Source organism: Mesorhizobium maamorense (assembly GCF_044998965.1).
Lineage (GTDB): Bacteria > Pseudomonadota > Alphaproteobacteria > Rhizobiales > Rhizobiaceae > Mesorhizobium.
Window position 1 is genome coordinate 4,740,932 of record NZ_CP173356.1, and the last position, 21,538, is coordinate 4,762,469.

Annotated in this window: 19 protein-coding genes and 1 pseudogene; 12 read left to right on the top strand and 8 right to left on the bottom strand. The window is 64.6% G+C overall.

Annotation, left to right across the window (positions count from 1 at the left end):
* Positions 1 to 98: 98 nt before the first annotated feature.
* A complete protein-coding gene (locus ACIU1A_RS23680) occupies positions 99 to 1,337 on the bottom strand; it encodes an ABC transporter substrate-binding protein (protein ID WP_404925419.1) in 1,239 nt (412 codons plus the stop codon).
* Positions 1,338 to 1,740: 403 nt separating this feature from the next.
* Between ACIU1A_RS23680 and ACIU1A_RS23685 the strand changes: the two genes are divergently transcribed.
* A complete protein-coding gene (locus tag ACIU1A_RS23685) occupies positions 1,741 to 2,784 on the top strand; it encodes a LacI family transcriptional regulator (RefSeq protein WP_140500287.1) in 1,044 nt (347 codons plus the stop codon).
* Positions 2,785 to 2,885: 101 nt separating this feature from the next.
* On the opposite strand, the gene gndA is transcribed toward ACIU1A_RS23685, so the two are convergent.
* The 6 genes and pseudogenes from gndA to ACIU1A_RS23715 form a co-directional block, all read right to left on the bottom strand.
* On the bottom strand, positions 2,886 to 4,334 hold the full coding sequence (gene gndA / locus ACIU1A_RS23690) for an NADP-dependent phosphogluconate dehydrogenase (RefSeq protein WP_404928007.1): 1,449 nt from the start codon (positions 4,332 to 4,334) through the stop codon (positions 2,886 to 2,888).
* A gap of 115 nt (positions 4,335 to 4,449) precedes the next feature.
* Positions 4,450 to 6,083: pseudogene (locus ACIU1A_RS23695) on the bottom strand (copper resistance CopC/CopD family protein).
* A gap of 53 nt (positions 6,084 to 6,136) precedes the next feature.
* Positions 6,137 to 6,655, bottom strand: coding sequence for a YcnI family protein (locus ACIU1A_RS23700; protein ID WP_224705828.1), 519 nt, complete (start codon positions 6,653 to 6,655; stop codon positions 6,137 to 6,139).
* Positions 6,656 to 6,693: 38 nt separating this feature from the next.
* Positions 6,694 to 7,236 carry a copper chaperone PCu(A)C gene (locus tag ACIU1A_RS23705; RefSeq protein WP_140522558.1) on the bottom strand — a complete coding sequence of 181 codons (543 nt, stop codon included), beginning with the start codon at positions 7,234 to 7,236 and terminating at the stop codon, positions 6,694 to 6,696.
* Positions 7,237 to 7,338: 102 nt separating this feature from the next.
* On the bottom strand, positions 7,339 to 7,695 hold the full coding sequence (locus tag ACIU1A_RS23710) for a DUF2946 family protein (protein WP_140549462.1): 357 nt from the start codon (positions 7,693 to 7,695) through the stop codon (positions 7,339 to 7,341).
* A 138-nt stretch (positions 7,696 to 7,833) separates the two neighbouring features.
* A complete protein-coding gene (locus ACIU1A_RS23715) occupies positions 7,834 to 8,736 on the bottom strand; it encodes an FCD domain-containing protein (RefSeq protein WP_404925420.1) in 903 nt (300 codons plus the stop codon).
* Between the two features lie 253 nt (positions 8,737 to 8,989).
* Here ACIU1A_RS23715 and ACIU1A_RS23720 point away from each other — a divergent pair, with 253 nt between their 5' ends.
* The 6 genes from ACIU1A_RS23720 (at position 8,990) to ACIU1A_RS23745 (ending at position 16,601) form a co-directional block, all read left to right on the top strand.
* A complete protein-coding gene (locus tag ACIU1A_RS23720; protein ID WP_140513784.1) occupies positions 8,990 to 10,495 on the top strand; it encodes a UxaA family hydrolase in 1,506 nt (501 codons plus the stop codon).
* Positions 10,496 to 10,607: 112 nt separating this feature from the next.
* Positions 10,608 to 11,606: an aldo/keto reductase gene (locus ACIU1A_RS23725; protein WP_140522562.1), complete on the top strand. Its 999-nt coding sequence runs from the start codon at positions 10,608 to 10,610 to the stop codon at positions 11,604 to 11,606.
* A 336-nt stretch (positions 11,607 to 11,942) separates the two neighbouring features.
* Positions 11,943 to 12,938 (top strand): ABC transporter substrate-binding protein, encoded by a 996-nt coding sequence (locus ACIU1A_RS23730; RefSeq protein ID WP_140500303.1) that lies wholly within the window; start codon positions 11,943 to 11,945, stop codon positions 12,936 to 12,938.
* 62 nt (positions 12,939 to 13,000) lie between these two features.
* A complete protein-coding gene (locus tag ACIU1A_RS23735; protein ID WP_140657254.1) occupies positions 13,001 to 14,554 on the top strand; it encodes a sugar ABC transporter ATP-binding protein in 1,554 nt (517 codons plus the stop codon).
* Entirely contained in the window at positions 14,551 to 15,519 is a 969-nt protein-coding gene (locus ACIU1A_RS23740) for an ABC transporter permease (protein WP_140500307.1), read from the top strand. Before ACIU1A_RS23735 ends, ACIU1A_RS23740 begins: the two co-directional genes overlap by 4 nt.
* 62 nt (positions 15,520 to 15,581) lie before the next feature.
* Positions 15,582 to 16,601: a zinc-binding alcohol dehydrogenase family protein gene (locus ACIU1A_RS23745; protein WP_140513788.1), complete on the top strand. Its 1,020-nt coding sequence runs from the start codon at positions 15,582 to 15,584 to the stop codon at positions 16,599 to 16,601.
* Positions 16,602 to 16,724: 123 nt separating this feature from the next.
* On the opposite strand, the gene phnF is transcribed toward ACIU1A_RS23745, so the two are convergent.
* Positions 16,725 to 17,459, bottom strand: coding sequence for a phosphonate metabolism transcriptional regulator PhnF (gene phnF, locus ACIU1A_RS23750; protein ID WP_404925421.1), 735 nt, complete (start codon positions 17,457 to 17,459; stop codon positions 16,725 to 16,727).
* A gap of 131 nt (positions 17,460 to 17,590) precedes the next feature.
* On the opposite strand from phnF, the gene phnG reads away from it, so the two are divergent.
* The 5 genes from phnG to phnK are packed head-to-tail and all read left to right on the top strand — an operon-like array spanning position 17,591 to position 21,513.
* Positions 17,591 to 18,052 carry a phosphonate C-P lyase system protein PhnG gene (phnG, locus tag ACIU1A_RS23755; RefSeq protein ID WP_140657250.1) on the top strand — a complete coding sequence of 154 codons (462 nt, stop codon included), beginning with the start codon at positions 17,591 to 17,593 and terminating at the stop codon, positions 18,050 to 18,052.
* Positions 18,052 to 18,663 (top strand): phosphonate C-P lyase system protein PhnH, encoded by a 612-nt coding sequence (gene phnH / locus ACIU1A_RS23760; protein ID WP_404925422.1) that lies wholly within the window; start codon positions 18,052 to 18,054, stop codon positions 18,661 to 18,663. Before phnG ends, phnH begins: the two co-directional genes overlap by 1 nt.
* A gap of 2 nt (positions 18,664 to 18,665) precedes the next feature.
* Positions 18,666 to 19,778, top strand: a complete 1,113-nt coding sequence (locus ACIU1A_RS23765; RefSeq protein ID WP_404925423.1) for a carbon-phosphorus lyase complex subunit PhnI — start codon at positions 18,666 to 18,668, stop codon at positions 19,776 to 19,778.
* Positions 19,775 to 20,740: an alpha-D-ribose 1-methylphosphonate 5-phosphate C-P-lyase PhnJ gene (locus tag ACIU1A_RS23770; RefSeq protein WP_404925424.1), complete on the top strand. Its 966-nt coding sequence runs from the start codon at positions 19,775 to 19,777 to the stop codon at positions 20,738 to 20,740. Before ACIU1A_RS23765 ends, ACIU1A_RS23770 begins: the two co-directional genes overlap by 4 nt.
* On the top strand, positions 20,737 to 21,513 hold the full coding sequence (gene phnK / locus ACIU1A_RS23775; RefSeq protein ID WP_140513793.1) for a phosphonate C-P lyase system protein PhnK: 777 nt from the start codon (positions 20,737 to 20,739) through the stop codon (positions 21,511 to 21,513). The genes ACIU1A_RS23770 and phnK overlap by 4 nt, the downstream gene beginning before the upstream one ends.
* The last annotated feature ends 25 nt before the right edge of the window (positions 21,514 to 21,538 follow it).

Here is a 21,538-nt window from a genome sequence, read left to right on the forward strand (position 1 = left end):
GGTGCAGCCATGCTGGATCGGGTAAGGGCGGCAAGGTCAGCACGTCTCGCTCCCGGCCCTGCGGTGGCCGGGTCGGGAGCGAGACGGCTCGTCGGCGGTCAATCGGCCGAGGCGATGATGTCGGCGAAGCGCTTCTGCGCCTCTTCAAGCGTCATGTCGGGCTTGGCGAAGAACTCCGAGAACAGGTCCTCCTTCTGCTTCTGGCTGTCCTGCGAGAGCAGTTGGTCCGTCCAGGGCATGACAGCGCCCTTGGCCAGGATGTCGAGCCCCTTCTTCATGCAATCATTGGCAGCGTTGAGGTCGACGTCGCCGCGCACCGGCAGCGAGCCTTTCTTGAGATTGAAGGCGACCTGGGTCTTGGGATCGAGCAAGGTCTCGGCCAGCACTTCCTGCGCCTTGGACTTGTCGGCGTCCTTGAGCAGCGGGAAGTAGAAGGCGTCGCCGCCGGTGGCGATGACCTCGTTCAGGCCAAGCCCGGGAAGGCAGGTATAGTCCTTGCCGGCGGTCTTGCCGGCGACCTGGAATTCGCCCTGCGCCCAGTCGCCCATGATCTGGCCGCCGGCCTTGCCGGTGATGACCATGTTGGTCGCCTGGTTCCAGTCCTGCACATTGGTGTTCTTGGCCATCTTGCGCGCATCGTCGGCCGCCTTGAAGACCTTGGCGACTTCGGGACCGGCGGCGAACGTCGCATCCTTGTCCTTGTAGACCTTGAGGAAGGTGTCCGTGCCGCCCACTGCGGCGAGCAGTACGTCGAATGCGCCCGATGCCTGCCAGGCCTGCCCGCCGACCGCGAGCGGGACGATGCCGGCCTTTTCCAGCGCCGGGGCGGCGGCGACATATTCGTTCCAGTTCTTCGGCACCGGCACGCCCGCCTTCTCGAAGGCCGCGTTCGACAGCCACAGCCACTGCCAGGAGTGAATATTGACCGGCACGCAATAGATCTTGCCGTCGATGGTACAACCGTCGAGCAGGCTCTTCGGCCGCACGACCTCGGTCCACTTGCCCTTGGTGGCGACATCGGTGAGGTCGCGCATCAGGCCTGCCTGCACCAGCTCTTCCGCCTGCCGGCCGTAATTGAACTGGGTGGCGCCCATCGGGTCGCCGCCGGTGATGCGGCTGATCATGATCGGCCGCGCCGTGCCGCCGGACCCGGCGATGGCGCCGTCGACCCAGTGGTTGCCGGTTGCGTCGAAGGCCTTGGCGAGTTCGGCGACCGCCGCGGCCTCGCCGCCGGATGTCCACCAATGGGTGACTTCCAGATCGGTTGCGGCCGCCGGCCCGGCAAAATTCAACGCCACCGTCGCCGCAAGCGCGGCGGTCAGGAATTCGTATCGCATTTCGGTTTCCTCCCAGAATCTGAAACGTTACAGATTTTCGATACGGCAATTGCAAGATATGCGCAACCCTTCCCTTGAAAGTCAGTTCGATATTTTTCGAGCCGCGAACAAAATCCTTTCGGGATGGAGCCCGTTGTGCAGCGCAATACGCAAAATCCCACATGGTAAGACAGAAAGCTCGCAAGAAGCTTGCTCCCAATGCCTTTCCTGCTGATTCCCAACGCTTTTCGGCAGCGAGCCCATGCGGACTTTCGACCTCGGCCACAGCCTGGTCGAACACCGGTCGTGACAATCTGTAACGTTTCAGTATAGGCTTGTTCAGCTAAGGAGACGCGCCATGGGAGCGACGGCGGCGATTGCCGGCCTGGCCGGCGGCTGCTAAGCGCCTGACGGGGCGGGATGAATGGACAGACGGCGCACGGACAGCGATGACGAGACGTCGGCCAGGGAGCGGCCGACGCTGAAGACGCTTGCCTTCATGACCGGGCTCGGCGTCACCACCGTGTCGCGGGCGCTGAAGGACGCGCCGGAGATCGGCGCCGAGACCAGGCGCCGCGTCCAGCTCGTGGCCAAGCAGATCGGTTACCGGCCGAACCGCGCCGGCGTGCGCCTGCGAACCGGCAAGACCAACGTCATCAGCCTCGTGCTCAACACCGAGCACGAGATCATGAGCTTTGTCTCAGACATCATCTACGGCGTCACCGAAGTCATCGCCGATACGCCCTACCATCTGATCGTCACGCCCTACTCGCGCTCGCAGGATCCGCTGGATCCGGTGCGTTATCTGGTGGAGACCGGCTCCGCCGACGGCGTCATCATTTCGCGCACGCAGCCCAACGATCCAAGGGCCCGCTACATGCTGGAGCGCGGCATACCTTTTGCAACGCACGGCCGCACCGATATGGGGCTCGTGCACCCCTATCATGATTTCGACAATTACGCCTTCGCGGCCGAGGCGGTGCGCCATCTGGCCGGCTTGGGCCGGCGTCGGCTGGCTCTGGTGACGCCGCCGGTCGGCCTGACCTATCACGGCCACACCGTGAACGGCTTTGCCGACGCGCTGAGCGAAGTCGGCGCCTCGGAGGTGCCGTTCAACACCGTTTCGATCGACCACTCGATCGAGCAGATCAGGATGAGGACCGCGCAGCTGATGCGGCGCGACATCAGGCCGGACGGCATCGTCAGCAGCGCCGCGGCCGCCACGCTTGCCATTGTTGCCGGCATCGAGGACGCCGGGTTGAAACTCGGCCGCGACATCGACGTGGTGTCGAAGCAGTCGTCGGAACTGCTGCATCTGTTCCGCCGGGAACTGCTGATCGTCAACGAGAACTTCCGGCTGGCCGGCTCCGAGCTCGCCCGCGCCGTGCTCGGCTGGATCGGCGGCGCGGCGCCCGGCTCGCTGCAGTCACTCAGCGCGCCGGGCGAAGTTGTGGCCTATCGCGGCTGATTGAAGCCCCGCCGCCAGAGCAATTCCCGCGTAGCTTTCCTAAGGCATTGCCCAAAAACAAAGAGATAGAGCGGTACGCCGTTCCGCGAAACGCTGAACCGCTAGCCGGCGGCGCCGCTCCCCCAGGGTCCATGGAAGGCGCCCTTGTCATCGATACGCTCGAAGCCATGCGCACCGAAGAAATCACGCTGTGCCTGGATCAGGTTCGAGGTCCCGCGGCCCTGGCGATAGCTGTCGAAATAGGCAAGGGCCGAAGACAGCGCCGGCACCGGCGATCCGGCTTCGGAAGCCCTGGCCACGACGCGCCGCAGTGACGGATGCGCCTCCTGCATCATGGTGATGAAGGCCGGCGCCATCAGGAGATTGGTCGAAGCGCCGCCGCGGCCGAAGGCTCCGGCCATGGTGTCGAGCATCTGCGATCGGATGATGCAGCCGGCACGCCAGATCTTGGCGATGGTCGGCATCGGCAGGTTCCAGTTGAACGCCTTCGAAGCGCCGCTCATCACGGCGAAGCCTTGCGCGTAGGCTGATATCTTGCCGGCGAACAGCGCCAGTTCCAGATCCTTGAGCAGGTCTGCCTTGTCGCCCGAAATCCTGGTGACGCCGATGTTGCCATAGGCTTTTTCCGCCGCAAGCCGCTCGTCCTTGATCGATGACAGGACGCGTGCCGCCACCGCCGCCTCGATGGCGGTCGCCGGAATGCCGAGTTGCTGTGCCTCGATAACCGACCATTTGCCGGTGCCCTTCTGGCCGGCGCGGTCGAGGATGATGTCGACCACCGGCTTGCCGGTCTTGGGATCATCTGACGCCAGCACCTTGGCGGTGATCTCGATCAGGTAGGAGTTGAGCCGGCCCTTGTTCCAGCCGGCGAATACGGCGCCGATCTCCTTCGGCGCCATGCCCAGGCCATCGCGCAGGATGCCGTAGATCTCGCCGATCATCTGCATGTCGGCATATTCGATGCCGTTGTGGATGGTCTTGACGAAATGGCCGGCGCCGTCGGTGCCGAGCCAGGCCGCGCATGGCTCGTCCTTGAACTTGGCGGAGATTGCCGTCAGCACCTTCTCGACGCGCTTCCAGGACTCCTCGGTGCCGCCGACCATGATCGACGGCCCGTGGCGCGCACCCTCCTCGCCGCCGGACACGCCCATGCCGATGAAGGTGAGGCCGGAGCCCGCCAGCTCGGAAAAGCGCCGCATCGTGTCGCGGAAATTGGCGTTGCCGGCATCGATGACGATGTCGTCATGGGACAGCACGCCGCGCAATGCGGCGATCTGTTCATCGACCGGCTTGCCGGCCAGCACCATGATGATGATCGGACGCGGCGGCCGGATCGCGGCGGCGAGTTCTTCCAGGCTGTAGCAGGGGACAACCATATCCCTGAGCGCGCCGGCATTCTCGACAAAGGCATCCGTACGCGCCTTGGTGCGATTGAACACAGCGATGCGGTGCCCGTGCTCGGCGATGTTGAGCGCCAGGTTGGAGCCCATCGTGCCAAGGCCGATCAGGCCAATTTCGGCTTTTTCCATGTTTCTTCCCTGCTTTCGGATCTTGTTTGTTCGAGCCCGCGATTGCCCGGGTTTTTGCCAAGATGCATCCTGCCAGGATGATTGACGGGCCTTCAGGCTCGCGTCAACCGCCTCGCCGAATTGTGTTGGAGAGCCATCACGGCCTGATGTCTACCGGCGCCTCGATCTTCACCATCTCGAAATCGGAGACCAGTATGTCGATGCGCGCCGTCCACCGGCCAGGGACCGGGATGACGAGATCGTCGACACGCCAGCTGCCGTCGCCGGGCTTTGTCGCGGCCCGCTTCAGCGGCTCGATGCCGGAGTCCGGCTTCGACAGCACCAGCGTCACCTCCTTGGCGTCGAGCGGCCCGAAATCGCCGGTCATGATGATCATCGAGGCGGCGACCGGCCCGGCATGGCCGGGCGTGATGCTGAGGTCGGCCATCGCCTTCAGCGCGTGGATATGAACCGACACCGGCTGCGCCGCGGCAATCGCCAGCGCCCGTGGCGGCGGCGTGAAGCGCCAGCCGGCGGCAACACCGAAGATGGCGAGTACGATCAGTATTTCGACGCCGATCGAACGGGTGAGCCTGCGCCGCACTTCCGTCGCCCCCGCCTCGGCCATTGCCGTCAACCTCCAGCGGTTGACGGCGGCGAGCGTGAACAGGAAGACCAGCAGCGCGAGCTTGACCAGCAGCAGCCGGCCATAGGCGGTGTTGACCAGCGCTGCGGGTGTTTGCACCTGGATGACGGCCAGCACCACGCCGGCGGCGGCAAGCAAGGCCACCACCGGCATGATAGCGGCGGAGAACCGGCGAAGGAACGTGACGGCTTCGGCATCCTGCCGTTTCAGCGCGAGTCCGAGCGGCGCCAGCGCGCCGGCCCAGAAGGCAATGCCCGCGCCATGCAGGAACACCATCGGCCGCGTCAGCCATTGCGGCTCGGCGGCACTTGCGTGGCCGCTGGCGGCGAGCGCGAGACCCGTTCCGGCCAGGCCGGCGAGCGCGAGGGCCTGGCGGCCGCGCGCGGCCCGGCCAGCGACAAAAGACCGAGCCCCAGCGCGATCAACGCGATCAACGCCGTCCAGCCGAAACTGGTGCCGAGACCGGCGGTCCAGATGGCCGGCTGCGCCATATGCGAGAGCGGCGCGCCGAGCGCATCCAGCCCTTGAAAGCCAAGCGACAGGGTTGCCGCGACCAGCCCGCACAGGATTGCGGCGGCGACGAAGCGCTGTCCGGCGCGGCCACCCCGCGCCAGCCAGGCGAGAGCGAAGGCGCCGCCGACCCCGAGGAATAGGCCGATATAGAGGCAGACCTTGCCGATCCAGATCGCCGAGCGCAATTGCCAGTCGACGGCTTCGGAAACAGCCGGCGGCTGGCTCGCCGCGCCGATGGAAAACAGCAGAGAGCCGCCGACCGGATGACCGTCGGCGGAAATCACTCGCCAGCTCAGCACATGCGTGCCCGATCCGAGTGCCTGCGGATCGTCGATCACGACGGTCTGGTCGCTGAGGCGGAAGGACGTCAGCGGAACGGGCGTGCCGTCGGGCTTCACCAGCGTCAGCACCAGTGGCGAGACCGGTTCGCTGAAAGTCAGCGCGAATTGCGCCGGGGCCTGCGACAGCACGGCGCCGTCGGCCGGATCGGTCTTGATCAGCGCGGCGTGCGCAAAGGCCTGATTTGTCGTGGCCACGGCAATCAGCATGGCCAAGGTCAGCAGCCCTATGGCAGCTCGGCCGATGAGCTTGCCGGTCGCGCGAACCGTCCTGGAAGGGAATATCACCGTCATGTCATTGCCATGAAATGCGGCGCGCTCCTGACAATGGAGCGCATCGCGAGAGCTTACTTTTTCGGCGTGAGCTCGATGCCGGGCGCGGGGTTCTCCAGGGCGTCTTCGTCCTGCCCGGCCGCCGGGATTTCGATCCAGCGGTCGGCGGCGCCACCGCACTCCTGCACCACCGGGAAATAGAGTTTCTGACCCGCCGGGAGGTCTGCCGTCAGCATCGCACGGAAGACGAACTCGTCGTAGAATTCGTCCGGCAGATTGCCGCCGCTCCAATCGACCTCCTTGACGCCGTCGGCCACCGCCTGGCCGTAGAGCTGGTAGGATTTCTCGTACTTGCCCTTCTTGGTCTGCAGCGTCCAGCCGGGCTTCGGCATCGGCTTCACCGCGATCACCCCTTCCGGGATCTGCACGCGCACGGCGGTCGTCGCCTTGCCGTCACAGCCATGCGGCACCCGCAGGATGGCCTTGTAGGTCGAACCGACCGCCGCTTCCTGTGTTTCGAGCGTGATATGCGCGAAGGCGGCACTGGTTCCCAGCGCCAGAAGCGCGCCGGCCGACAAAAGATACTTGTTCATGATGGTCCCTCTGAATTCAATAGTTGTGGATGGCGCGGTCAATTGGCGTGGTCGTCCATGCCGCCGCCCATGCCTTCGACAGCGAACTCGACGTTCACGGCGCCAGCCTTTTCGAAGGTCAGCGTGGCGGCGAATTCTTCGCCCTGCTTGGGTTGCCGCTTCAGGCCGATGAACATCAGGTGATAGCCGCCGGGTGCTAGCGCCACCTTGCCGCCGGCCGGGATTTCCAGGCCGCCCGTCACCGGCCGCATGGTCATGACGCCGTCCTTGACTCCCATTTCATGCAGCTCTGCTTTTTCGGAGACGTCGGAGGAAATCGACAGCAGCCGGTCGGGTGCATTGCCCTTGTTGGTGATGGTGAAATAGCCGCCGGCCACCTTGGCGCCTGTGGGTGTCGCGCGCGACCAGGGATGCTCGATCTCGAGATCGCCGGCCTTGAATTCATGCGCGCAGACGGCCTGGGCACCGAAGAACAAGAGCACAAACGCCAGCACGGCAAGGCCGACACGTTCATTGAAACGGCGCAGGAATTTGGTGCGGCCGCCCGAAGGAGGCGCCGCGATATGAAAAGCTTGGGACATGGTTTGCTCCATGAATAGGGGATCGCGCCGTTGGCCGGTCGCGAACGATTCGTTCTTTGGATGAAAGCACCGGCGGAAGGTTCCGCCGGGCGTACAGCAGGCTCAGGCCGAAAGCGGCGGCGCGCGCGGATTCGACGGCGAGCGTTGGCGCGCGAAATCGAGATGCGTGGCCGCCGGAAAGATGAAAACGACGGCTTCGAACGAAAGCGAGGCCAGCGCAAGCCCGGCATCGGGTGGCGGCGCAAAGGCCGCTGAAACCATGCTGCAGCCCAGCATGCAGCATGCCGGCAGATGTGACGGATGCGGGCCGCCATCGGGAAGCTGGGCAGTGCCCTCGTGGGTGCAGATGACGTTGCCGAAGGCGTCGATTTGCGAGGCGGCCGGTCCGGTGGCGAAGGCGAATGCGCTCAGCGTCGACTGAAGCAGCAGCAGGTAGGCCGCGACAAGCGCGACCGGAATGCTCCACCGTCTCCCCTTTTTGGTCAAATGACTTGCCTGTTCAAACCATCTGCATCTTCAAGCGATCACCGGAAGATGTCTACCACGGCAGCAAGAGACGGAAAATCGGCAAATCGGTGCTGCGGCAACGCGGCGCGATCAGGGCCTCTGTGGGTGCCGGCTCTCGGGGATCGAGGTCAGCAGCGTCTGGCGCGCCGACTTCAAATGCTTGCGGCAGGCGGCATCGACCTTGCCCAGGTCGCGTGATTTGAGCGCCGCGATATAAGCCAGATGCTCGCCGATCGCGATTTCGTTGCGCTCGCGCTCCTGCGCCTTGTTCCACTGGTAGTGGTAATGGAAGATCATGGCGATGACATCATAGAAATCGACGATGAAGCGGTTGTGCGAGGCGCGGTGGATCAGCCGATGGAAGCGCTCGTCGAGCTCCGAGAACTCGTTGAAGCGCGTGGCGATGTCACGGGCGAGGCCGCGGTGTTCCTCTTCGAGATTGTCGAGATCGACCCACACCGCGCTGTCCTGCGGCAGTGCGGTGAACGCCGATGCCGAGCGCAGCTCGAACATCTCGCGGATTTCCGTCAACTCCAGCGCGAAGGCGCGGGTGAAACCCTTCAGCACCCAATGGCTGTTACGGCGCTTCTCGATCAGGCCGAAGCGGGAGAAGCGGATCAGGAACTCGCGCACGCTGGTGGTGCCGACGCCGATCTCGCGCGCCAGTTCGAGCTCGTTGATCTGCATGCCGGCCTCGGCGCCGCCGGCGAGCAGCCTGCGCATGAACGACCGCTCGATGATCTCGGCCAGCGTGTCGGTCTCTTCCTCGGGAAAGAAATCATCGGGGCGCGTTTCACGCAGCACCGTCTTGGCGCGCTTGTTCCAGGCGATCAGTCCGGTTTCTTCCATGCGCCCAAGGATGCTGCGCACCGTGGTGCGGCTGACGCCGAGCAGCGTACCCAGTTCCGGTTCCGAAGGCAGGCTGCGCCTCTCGTCGAGCAGCCTGAGGCACCTGTTATAGGCATCCTTGTAAACGTTGTTGCTCTTCGACATGCCCTGACCCATCGCTGGCCGGCGCTTGCGGCGGCCGGCTTGAAGCGCAAATATGACGTTCCTATCGCCCTCGAAAGCGGAATCGCTTTGCCGAGGGGCTCGCTTACCGGTTGCAGCGCCGCTACTCATCCAGGCGCACAGGAACTGCCGGAAAAAACAATTGACGTAAAACTGTTTTTTCACGATAAAAGACATTAACTCTTAACAAGCGCGTGTCAATCCGCGCCTCCCAGGATCACCCCAGGAAACGCCCGTGAACGCCTCCAACTCAATTCTTCTGTCCCCAGCCGACAATGTCGCGGTCGCCAATGGCCGCATCGAGACCGGCACCGCGCTGCCCGGCGGAGCGCTTGCCGCCGCTATCATCGAGCCCGGCCACAAGGTGGCGATCAAGCCGATTCCCGCCGGGTCCGCCGTGGTCAAATATGCCCAGGCAATCGGCCGCGCCACGCAGGACATCGCGCCCGGCGAACATGTCCATTCGCACAATCTGGTGTTTGAGGCCGGCCGCCTGCCGGTGGTGCCGCCAAGCGAGGCCGAACATGCGACCGAGGCTGACCGCGCCCGCACCTTCATGGGTTATCGCCGCGCCGACGGCCGCGCCGGCACGCGCAACTTCATCGGCATCATCGCCAGCGTCAACTGTTCGGCGACCGTCTGCCACGCCATCGCCGACGCGGCCAACCGCACGCTGCTGCCAAAATATCCCGGCATCGACGGCTTCGTCCCGATCGTCCACGGCCAGGGCTGCGGCATGAGCGCCACCGGCGACGGGATGATGGTGCTGCACCGCACATTGGCCGGCTATGCCCGCCACCCCAATTTCGGCGGCGTGCTGATGGTCGGGCTCGGCTGCGAGGTCAACCAGCTCACGCTGTACGGCCAGAAGGGTGCGGCCGCCGGTAAACGCCATTTCAACATCCAGGACGCCGGCGGGTCGCGCAAATCGGTCGAAAAGGCCATGGGCGTACTGGCCGAGATCGCCGAGGAAGTCGGCGAGCTCAAGCGCGAACCCATCCCGGTAAGCGAAATCGTCGTCGGCCTGCAATGCGGCGGCTCCGACGGCATGTCGGGCATCACGGCCAATCCTGCTCTAGGTGCCGCGGTCGATATCCTCGCCGGCGTCGGCGGCATCGGTATTCTCTCCGAGACGACGGAAATCTACGGCGCCGAACATCTGCTCGCCTATCGCGCCGCGACGCCCGAGATCGCCAAGAAGCTCGACGGCTACGTCAAGTGGTGGGAGGACCACGTCGCCAAGCACGGCGCCTCGATCGACAACAACCCCTCGCCCGGCAACAAGCGCGGCGGCCTCACCACCATCCTGGAGAAATCGCTGGGCGCGGTCGCCAAGGGCGGCCAGACGCCGCTCAACGGCGTCTTCGGCTATGCCGAAAAGGTCACCGGCAGCGGGCTGGTGTTCATGGATACGCCCGGCTATGACCCGGTTTCCGCCACCGGCCAGGTGGCGGGCGGCGCCAACATCATCGTCTTCACCACCGGCCGCGGCTCCTGCTTCGGCTGCCGGCCGACGCCGTCGATCAAGGTCGCCACCAACTCGACCATGTATCATCAGATGGAAGAGGACATGGACGTCAATTGCGGCGTCATCGCCTCCGGCGAGAAGACCATCGCCGGCATGGGCCGCGAGATCTTCGAACTGATCGTCGAGACGGCCTCCGGTCGCAAGACCAAGAGCGAGGATTTCGGCTACGGCGACAACGAGTTCGTGCCCTGGCATCTCGGCGCGACGCTCTAACTCTTTGAAGTCGCGCAGTCCGGAAAGTGGCCGCGAACTTTCCTGGAATGCTGCGGCTTGAGGTCTTGGAATCTGCCGCGCCGGATAATGGCGGGCAACGGGGAGGTTGTGCATGGAAAAACGCCGCATCGGCCAGACGGCGCTCGAGGTCACCGAAGTAAGCTTTGGCGGTGCCGCGATCGGCGGGCTCTACCGCGCCTGTTCGCGCGAGGCGGCGATGGAAACGTTGCAAGGCGCGTGGGAGGCGGGCCTGCGCTATTTCGACACCGCGCCCTTCTATGGTTTCGGCCTGTCGGAGCGGCGTTTCGGCGACTTCCTGCGCTATAAGCCGCGCGATTCCTATGTGCTGTCGACCAAGGTCGGGCGCCTGTTCCGGCCCGTTCCGGAAGATCAGGTTCCCGATCACTCCTATGTCGATCCGCTGCCCTTCGCGCTCGACTACGACTATTCCTATGACGGCATCATGCGCTCGGTCGACTTCAGCTATGCGCGGCTTGGTCTAAACAGGATAGACATCCTGTTTGTGCACGACATCGGCGTGTACACGCATGGCGTCGAGAAGACCAAAATGCACTTTCGCCAGTTGATGGACGGTGGGCTCAAGGCGCTCGAAGAACTGAAAAACTCCGGCGTCATTTCCGCCTACGGGCTCGGCGTCAACGAAGTCCGGATATGTCTCGACGTGATGCGTCGCGCGCCGCTCGATTGTATCCTGCTCGCCAGCCGCTATTCCTTGCTCGATCGCAGCGCCGAAGCCGAACTTTTGCCGCTCTGCCGTGCCCGACAGACTTCGCTGGTCATCGGCGGTGTGTTCAACTCAGGCATATTGGCGACCGGACCGGTGCAGGGCGCCCATTTCGACTACAAGCCCGCCAGCGGTGACGTGCTCGACCGCGTCGGCGCGATGGAGCGGATCGCCGCCGAAGGTGGTTACCCGCTCGCCGCCGCCGCGTTCCAGTTCCCCCTCCAGGAATCCTCGGTCGCCACCGTGCTGACCGGCACCGCCAAGCTGGCGAACCTGACCCGAAATCTCGAACTGCTCGATGTCGACGTGCCTCAGGCGGACTACGCCAGATACCGCCCCTACACCGTAGTGCAGGAATTGGCATGAAGTGTCCGATCCACCCGGGCGAAGGCGTGCGATCGCGGGGCTTCACGATCCCGCGAACCGAAGAAGGAACGGGCATTCTATATTGACTAATTTATGGAATTAATATTCCATACGTTAGTCACACGAAACGGAAGCGTCGGGCAGCGTGGGGAGAGCAAGGCGCCAGTGCTGTCATGACCGCCATGCCCCGAGGATGGCATAAACACCGCTTGCATCGACCGGATCGATGCACTATCAAAATACTGCAACTGTTTTTTATTGATAAAGTTCTGTTTGGCTACGCCTATCCGAACCGAGCTTCCGTATCGTTCACCGGGCGACCTAGGGAGGAATTCCATGAAATTCGTGACCAGCATTCTCAATCGCCGCGCTGTCATGGCGCTGGCGGCCGCGTCGATGCTTGCCGGCGTCATGCACCCGGCGCCGGTTTCGGCGGCGGACGTGACCATTCCGATCATCGTCAAGGACACCACGTCCTTTTACTGGCAGATCGTCCTGGCCGGGGCCCGCAAGGCCGGCAAGGATCTCGGCGTCAACGTGCCGGAGCTCGGCGCCCAGGCAGAAACCGACGTAAACGGCCAAATCTCGATTCTCGAAAACGCCGTTGCCAGCAATCCGGCGGCGATCGTCATCTCGCCGACCGAGTTCAAGGCGCTCGGCAAGCCGATCGACGAAGCCGCAGCCAAGGTCAAGGTTATCGGCATCGATTCCGGCGCCGACTCCAAGGCCTTCACCTCCTTCCTGACCACCGACAACGTCCAGGGCGGCCGCGTCGCCGCTGACGGCCTCGCAGCGGCCATCGGCGAAGCCAATGGCGGCAAGATCGAGGGCGACGTTGCCCTGATCACCAACACGCCTGGCGCCGGCTCGCTCGAACAGCGCAAGCAGGGCTTCATCGAGCAGCTCAAGGCGAAATATCCGGGCCTGAAGCTGGTCGCCGACAAATATGCCGACGGCCAGGCCACCACCGGCCTCAACATCGCCACCGACCTGATCACCGCCAATCCGAACCTCAAGGGTATTTTCGCTTCCAACCTGATCATGGCGCAGGGCGTCGGGCAGGCTGTCGCCGAAAACAGCCTCGGCGGCAAGCTGGCGCTGGTTGGCTTCGACAGCGACGAGAAGCTGATCAAGTTCCTCAACGACGGCGTCATTTCCGCCCTCGTCGTCCAGGATCCCTACCGGATGGGCTACGACGGCATCAAGACCGCACTTGCCGCCTCCAAGGGCGAAAAGGTCGAGACCAATGTCGACACCGGCGCCAACCTGGTCACCAAGGCCAACATGAAGGATCCCAAGATCGACGCGCTGCTCAACCCGAAGCTCAACTGAGCATCGGCACGCGCAACTGTTTCCGGGGCCTCTGCGCCCCGGAAACAACAGGGAGGATTGCCATGACGCCGACCGCGCAGGAACTGCATCCGGCCCCCGTGCTGGAGCCCGGTAGGACCATCCTCGAGCTGCAGGGTCTGGAAAAGCGCTATCCCGGCACGCATGCGCTGAAGCCTGTGACCCTGGCCTTCAAGGCGGGAGAGATCCACGCCATCGTCGGCGAGAACGGTGCCGGCAAATCGACCCTGATCAAGCTCCTGACCGGCGTCATCCCGCGCACCTCCGGAGAGGTTGTGTGGGAAGGCAAGCCGGCTGCCCTGGCGACGCCGCACGAAGCCATGGCGCTCGGCATCAACGCCGTGCACCAGGAAGTCGTGCTCTGCCGTCACCTGACCGTCGCCGCCAACATGTTCCTCGGCGAGGAGAACTCGCGCTTCGGCATCCTCCAGCAACGAGCCATGGTCAGGGAAGCGCAGAAGATCATCGACGGTCTCGGCTTCGACCTGCCGGCGCATGTCGTGCTCGGCGATCTCACCATCGGCCAGCAGCAGCTGATCGCCGCCGCCCGAGCCACCGTGCGCGGCACCAAATTCCTGATTTTCGACGAGCCGACCGCCTACCTCACCCGCAAGGAGGCCGACCAGCTGTTCACGCTGATCCGCCGCCTGAAGGGTGAAGGCGTCACCATCATCTACATCAGCCATCGCATGGAGGAGGTGTTCGAGCTCGCAGACCGCGTCTCGGTGCTGCGTGACGGCACGCTGGTCGGCACCCGCAACATCGCCGAGACCAATGAGCCGGAACTGGTCAAGCTGATGATCAACCGCTCGATCGAGCAGATCTATCACAAGGAGCATTTCACGCCGGGCGCCGTCATCGCCGAGGCGCGGAACCTGTCCGGCAAGGGTTTCGAGAATGTCTCTCTGTCGGTGCGCGCGGGCGAGATCGTCGGGCTCTACGGCCTGATCGGAGCCGGCCGCAGCGAATTCGTCACCACCCTCTACGGCCGCCACCGCAAATCGGCCGGCCAGGTGTTGTGGGAAGGCAAGGAGGTGCAGGTCAACTCCGAGCACGACGCCATCAAGCTCGGCATGGCGCTGGCACCGGAAAGCCGCCGCGACCAGGGCCTGTGCCTCAACCTGCCGGTTGCATTGAATCTCAACCTGCCGATCTACAAGCGCATATCGAAAAATTTGCTGATCTCGTCTGCGCAGGAGAAGGCCGAGGCGGACCGGCAGATCGCCGACCTCAGGATCAAGACGCCGACGCGCGGCGCGCTGGCCTCCAGCCTGTCGGGCGGCAACCAGCAGAAGATCGTCATCGGCAAGTGGCTGGCGCACGGCGCCAAACTGTTCATCTTCGACGAGCCGACGGTCGGCGTCGATGTAGGCACCAAGGCCGAGATCTACCGGCTGTTCAGTGTGCTGTTGTCCAAGGGCGCGGGCATCATCCTGATCTCGTCCTATCTGCCTGAGGTCTACGAACTGGCTGACACGCTGCATGTGTTCAGGCGCGGCAAGCTGGTGGCCACGCATGGTTTCCGCACCGCCGATCACGAGGACATTCTGAGCCAGGCCCTGGCCGAGAAACAAGAAAAGACGGGAGGACAGACATGAGCACCGAGGCGATCCCTGCCGAAAAGCCGAAGCGCAACTACAATGCCCTGTTCGGGCTGACGCTGCTTGGCCTGCTGCTTCTGATGTGGGTCATCCTGGCGGTCGCCACGCCGTCCTTCGCTTCGGCGCTCAATATCACCAACCTGCTGCGCCAGGGTTCTCTGATCGCCATCCTGGCCGTCGGCCAGACCTTCGTCATCATCACCGGCGGCATCGACCTTTCCGTCGGCGCCATCGTCGGCTTCGCCACCGTCATCGTCGCACTGCTGATCAATGCCGGCTGGCCGGTCTGGATCGCGGTTCTGGCGACGCTGCTGGTGGGGGTCGCCATCGGCCTGTTCCACGGTTTCGGCATCGTCAGGATGGGCCTGCCGCCCTTCATCATCACGCTGGCGACCATGACCTCGCTGCGCGGCATCGGTCTCCTGATGACCAATGGCAATTCGATATCGATCAACAGCGACGCGTTCCAGGCGTTTTCGCGCGGCTCGCTGCTGGGGATCCCCTATCTGTTCTGGATGGTGATCGTGGTTGCGCTGCCCTCCTACGTCTTCCTGCACCACACGCGATGGGGACGCTATCTCTTCTCCGTCGGCTCGAACGCGGAAGCCGCGCGCCTCTCCGGCGTCAACGTGCCGCGCACGATCTACATGGCCTATGTGCTGTCCGGCCTGTGCGCGGCCTTCGTCGGCGTGCTGCTCGCGTCCCGCATCGGCATCGGCAATCCGACGCAGGGCGACACCTACGAGCTGCAAGCCATCGCCTCGTCGGTGATCGGCGGCACGTCGCTGTTCGGCGCCATCGGTTCGGTGCACGGGCCGCTGATCGGCTCGTTCATCCTCTCCACCATCAACAACGGCGCCAACCTGCTCAACGTCAACACGTTCTGGCAGCGCGTCATCACCGGCATGTTGATCATCGTCATCGTCTACTTCGACGGCCTGCGCCGCCGAGGTGGCAAGTAAAATCGATCGCCGGCCGGGTCGAAAAATCGGCCGGCGATTCCATGAACCGACTGGATTGAAGCATGAAAGCCGTTGTCTGCCGTTCGCCCGGCGACCTTGTCGTGGAAGACCGTCCCGCGGCTGGCTCGCCGCCTCCCGGCTGGGCGCTGGTGGCGGTCAGCCATGTCGGCATCTGCGGCACCGACTACCACATCTTCGAGGGCAAGCATCCCTTCCTCGCCTACCCCCGCATCATGGGCCATGAAGTGTCGGGGACCATCGTCGAGGCGGGCGAAGGCGTTGGTCTTGCCACGGGCGAGCCGGTCATCATCAATCCCTATCTGGCGTGCGGCAAATGCATCGCCTGCCGGCACGGTAAACCCAATTGCTGTGTCCGGATCGAAGTGCTCGGCGTGCATCGCGACGGCGCCATGTGCGAACAGATCCTTATCCCGGAACAAAACCTCTATCCAGCCAACGGCCTGTCGTTGGCCGATGCCGCGGCCGTCGAATTCCTGGCCATCGGCGCCCATGCGGTGCGGCGCTCGCGTGCCGATCCCGGCGCACGGACGCTCGTCATCGGCGCCGGACCGATCGGGCTCGGCACCGCCATCTTCGCCCGCATCGCCGGGCTCGACGTGACGCTGCTCGACATGAGCAGCGAAAGGCTCCGCTTCGCCGCCAATGAACTCGGCTTCAAGACCCTCGACGGGTCGCGCGGCGCGGCATCCGATCTGGTCAGCGAAGCGACATCAGGCGAAGGCTTCGACGTGGTCTTCGACGCCACCGGCAACACCGGCTCGGTGCAGTCGGCCTTCGCTCATGTCGCGCATGGCGGGACATTGGTGCTGGTCAGCGTCGTCAAGGACGACATCGCCTTTTCCGACCCCGAATTCCACAAGCGCGAGATGACGCTTGTCGGCAGCCGCAATGCCTTGCGGGCCGATTTCGACCACGTCGCCGCTTCGATCCGCGATGGCGCGGTGCCGCTGGCCAAGCTCGTCACCCACCGCACCACGCTTGCCGACACGCCACGTGACCTCGCCCGCTGGGCGCATGAGAAATCCGGGCTGATCAAGGCCGTGATCGAGGTAGGGGCATAACATGGCAGGCCGTGAACCCGGCCCGAATTGACCACACCCCCGCGCAGGTCGACCCCCAAACGCCAAGCCGCTGACAAGTGCGCGCGACCGGGCTGGTCTGATTCCAGCGTTAGGCCGACACGCCTACAGCGCCGACAGTTTCAGCTCCACCCGCTCCGCCGGGAAGCGCGCCTCGGCGAATTGGATCGGCCGGCCGTCCGGCGTCATGTTGACGGCCACCGTGACCAGCACGATGCCGCCCGGCTGCAGATCGAGGTCGGCAAGGTCGGAAGCATCGGCGTGACGCGCCGACAGCACCGTCGATTGCCTGAGATAATCGTCTATGCCGAAACGCTTGAGCGATGCGGTGATCGACCCGGTCTCGGCCATGGCCACATCGATGCCGGCGAAGCGCCTGGCGTCGAACCAGCCGGAAGCGCGCGACACCGGCTTCCCATCGGCCTCGCCGCGCGTCTCCAGGCGAATCACATCCGATCCCCTGGCAACGCCCAGGGCTTCGGCGACGCGCCGGCTGGCGGGCTCGACCGATGAGGCCAGCAGCACGATATGCCGCTCCGACGCCTGGCCCTGCAAGCCGGTTGAAAATCGCGTGCGCGCGCCGATCGGATAGGACAGCCGCTTGCGCGACAGCACGAAAGTGCCGCGCCCCTGCTCGGCCCGCAGTACCCCGTCTTGCACGAGCGCCGCGATGGCGCTGCGCACCGTGTGGCGGTTGACGCCATAGCGCTCGGCCAGCGCCACCTCCGGCGGCAGCGCGGCATTCTCGGCGAAATCGCCGGCAGCGATCGATTGCAGGATTCGGTCGGCGATCTGGCGCCACAACGAGACGCCGCTGCGCCGCTCGATACCGTCAGCCACGTGTTTTCCGTTCACGGTTTCGCCCCTGGCCGGCCCCTGTCACGCACCCGTCATGGACTCGCGTTAGGTAATGGGTATAATTCGTATGGTTGTCTATATCAATAGACAAATTAGAAGCAAGGATGTTGCTCATGCGAGGACAGGAAGCGCGCGACCAGGCCGAACGCAAGGCGGCCATGGCAACCCTGGCGCAGTCCAGCGGCGACGACATCGTTCGCCTCTGGAATGAATCCGGCCTGCCTGCCGAGGCCGAACTGCTGCGCGGTCCCGAGACCGGCCTGGTCACCATGCGCGGCCGCATCGGCGGCGGCGGCGCGCCGTTCAATGTCGGCGAGGCTACCGTGACCCGTGCCACCGTGCGCCTGCCGTCCGGACAGGTCGGCCATTGCTATGCGCTCGGCCGCGACAAGCAGAAGGCGAAGCTGGCGGCCATCGCAGACGCGCTGTGGCAGGACCCCGCTCATCGACAGACGGTCGAAACGGGCCTTCTCGGGCCGCTGCGGGCTGCCTTGACCACGGCACGAGAAAAGCGCCGCGCCGAAACGGCGGCAACGAAGGTGGATTTCTTCACCATGGTTCGCGGAGAAGATTGATGGATATCGCAGCGCAATCGATCGAGGGTGGGTTCGCCGATCCGGTGTTCAACGCCCAGACGGTGTTTCGCGCCGTCATGGACGCAATGGCGCGGCCGGGCAGCGTGCAATCCTTGCCGGCCCTGGCCCGCCCGCCGGCGCCGCTTTCGGCGATATCGGGCGCGGTTGCGCTGGCATTGTGCGACAACGACACGCCGCTCTGGCTGGACCCGGCCCTGCACGCCTCGGCAGCGGTCATGTCCTGGCTCGGCTTTCACAGCGGCGCGCCGCTAGCCAACACCCCGGCCGACGCGCATTTCGCCTTTGTGGCCTCGCCGGCCGAGATGATGGCACTCGACGGTTTCTCGCAAGGCACGCAGGACTATCCCGACCGCTCGACAACATTGATCCTGCAGGTCGGCGATCTCACGTCAGGCACGCCGCTGCTGCTCGAAGGTCCGGGAATCGAGAAGACGGCGACGATCGCGCCAGCCCGCATGCTGCGTCATTTCATCGAGCAGTGGAAGCAGAACATCAACCGCTTTCCGCGCGGCGTCGACATCATCCTGGCGGCACATGACAGCCTCGCCTGCCTGCCGCGTACGACACGCATCAAGACGACGGAGGCCTAGCGATGTATGTTGCGGTAAAAGGCGGCGAAGCCGCGATCGCCAACGCCCACGGCCTGCTCGCTGACCGTCGGCGCGGTGACCGCTCGGTACCGGCACTGCGCCTCGACCAGATCGTCGAACAGCTGGCGCTCGGCGTCGACCGGGTGATGAGCGAAGGCTCGCTTTACGATCGCGAACTCGCCGCACTCGCTATCGTGCAGGCGCGCGGCGACATGATCGAGGCGATCTTCCTGGTGCGGGCCTACCGCACCACGCTGCCGCGCTTTGGCTATACAAATGCCATCGACACCGCCACCATGCTGGTCGAACGCCGCGTTTCGGCGACCTACAAGGACCTGCCCGGCGGCCAGTTGCTTGGGCCCACCTTCGACTACACGCACCGGCTGCTCGATCCCGAGCTTGCCGCCGGCGCCGATGTCGCCGCGCCCTTGCGGCGCGAGACGGAAGCGCAGGCAATGCCGCGCGTCTCGGCGATCCTCGCTCGCGATGGGCTGATCGAGCCGGACGGAGACATGCCGCAGGACCATGTCCCCGGCGACATCACCCGCGAGCCGCTGGAGTTCCCGATGGCTCGCGACATCCGCCTGCAGGCGCTGTCGCGCGGCGACGAGGGCTTCCTGCTGGCGCTCGGCTATTCCACGCAGCGCGGCTATGCCCGCAACCATCCCTTCGTCGGCGAGATCCGCATCGGCGAGGTCGAGCTGGAGCTCGACGTGCCCGAACTGCCTTTCGCTGTGCCGCTCGGTACCGCGCGCGTTACCGAATGCCAGATGGTCAATCAGTTCAAGGGCTCGGCCAAGGCGCCACCGCAATTCACACGCGGCTACGGGCTGGTCTTCGGCCAGAGCGAGCGCAAGGCGATGGCCATGGCACTCTGCGACCGCGCTCTTCGTGCAAGCGAACTCGGCGAGGACATTGTCGCCGCCGCCCAGGACGAGGAATTCGTCATCTCGCACTCCGACAACGTCCAGGCGACCGGCTTCGTCGAACATCTGAAGCTGCCGCATTATGTCGACTTCCAGGCCGAACTCGACCTCGTGCGCCGCATGCGCGCCGAGTACGACGCCCGCGAAAATCCCGGCAAGATTGAAGAAAAGAAAGAGGCCGCGGAATGAGCGCGCAACCGACCGACATCGCCGCCTACAACTTCGCTTATCTCGACGAACAGACCAAGCGGATGATCCGCCGCGCGATCCTCAAGGGCATCGCCATTCCCGGCTATCAGGTGCCGTTCGCCTCGCGCGAAATGCCGATGCCCTATGGCTGGGGCACCGGCGGCGTCCAGGTTACCGCTTCGATCATCGGCCCCGACGATGTGCTGAAGGTCATTGACCAGGGCGCCGACGACACCACCAATGCGGTCTCGATCCGCGCCTTCTTCAAGAAGGTCGCCAATGTCGCGGTGACGACCGACACGGCCAGCGCCAGCATCATCCAGACCCGCCACCGCATTCCCGAACATCCGCTCGCCGCGGGCCAGGTGCTGGTCTATCAGGTGCCGATCCCCGAGCCCCTGCGCTTCCTCGAGCCGCGCGAGACCGAAACGCGCAAGATGCATGCGCTGGAGGAATACGGCCTCATGCATGTGAAGCTCTACGAGGACATCGCCAAGCACGGCCGCATCGCCACCACCTACGCCTATCCGGTGAAGGTCGAGGGCCGCTATGTGATGGACCCGTCGCCGACGCCGAAATTCGACAATCCCAAGATGCACCGCTCGCCGGCTTTGCAGCTGTTCGGCGCCGGCCGCGAGAAGCGCATCTACGCGCTGCCGCCCTTCACTGACGTGGTCAGCCTCGACTTCGAGGATCATCCGTTCGAGGTGCAGACCTTCGACCAGCCCTGCGCGCTATGCGGAGCCGAGGACGTCTATCTCGACGAGGTCATCCTCGACGATCACGGCGGCCACATGTTCGTCTGCTCCGACACCGACCACTGCGAGAAGCGGCGCAGCGCCCCTACCTCCCCCTTGTGGGGAGGTCCCACCGAAGGTGGCGGTAGCGACCCATCGGCAGCCCCCACCCCGGCGCTGCGCGCCGACCCTCTCCACAAGGGGGAGGGTAAGGAGATACAATGACCGACGAACCCTTGCTGCGCGTTTCGGCGCTCTCGAAATTCTATGGCTCGCGGGTCGGCTGCGACAACGTCACCTTCGATCTGTGGCCGGGCGAAGTCCTGGCTGTCGTGGGCGAATCCGGCTCCGGCAAGACGACTTTGCTCAACTGCCTGTCGACACGACTGTTGCCCTCATCCGGCACCGCCAGCTACCGCATGCGCGACGGCCAATTCCGCGAACTCTACCGCATGAGCGAGGCCGAGCGCCGCTTCCTGATGCGCACCGACTGGGGCTTTGTCCACCAGAACCCGGCCGACGGCTTGCGCATGACGGTGTCGGCCGGTGCCAATGTCGGCGAGCGGCTGATGGCGGTGGGCGACCGCCACTACGGCAAGATCCGCGCGACCGCCGTCGACTGGCTGTCGCGCGTCGAGATCGAGGAAGACCGCATCGACGACGACCCGCGCGCCTTTTCAGGCGGCATGCGCCAGCGCCTGCAGATCGCCCGCAACCTCGTCACCGGCCCGCGGCTGGTGTTCATGGATGAACCGACAGGCGGCCTCGACGTCTCGGTGCAGGCGCGACTGCTTGATCTCTTGCGCGGCCTCGTCACCGATCTTGGCCTCGCCGCCATCGTCGTCACCCATGACCTCGCGGTGGCCCGGCTTTTGTCACAGCGCATGATGGTGATGAAGGACGGGCGCGTCGTCGAAAGCGGCCTCACCGACCGCGTGCTCGATGACCCGCGCGCGCCGTACACGCAATTGCTTGTTTCCTCGATTCTGCAGGTTTGACGATGGCGCCAAGTCACCCCCTCTG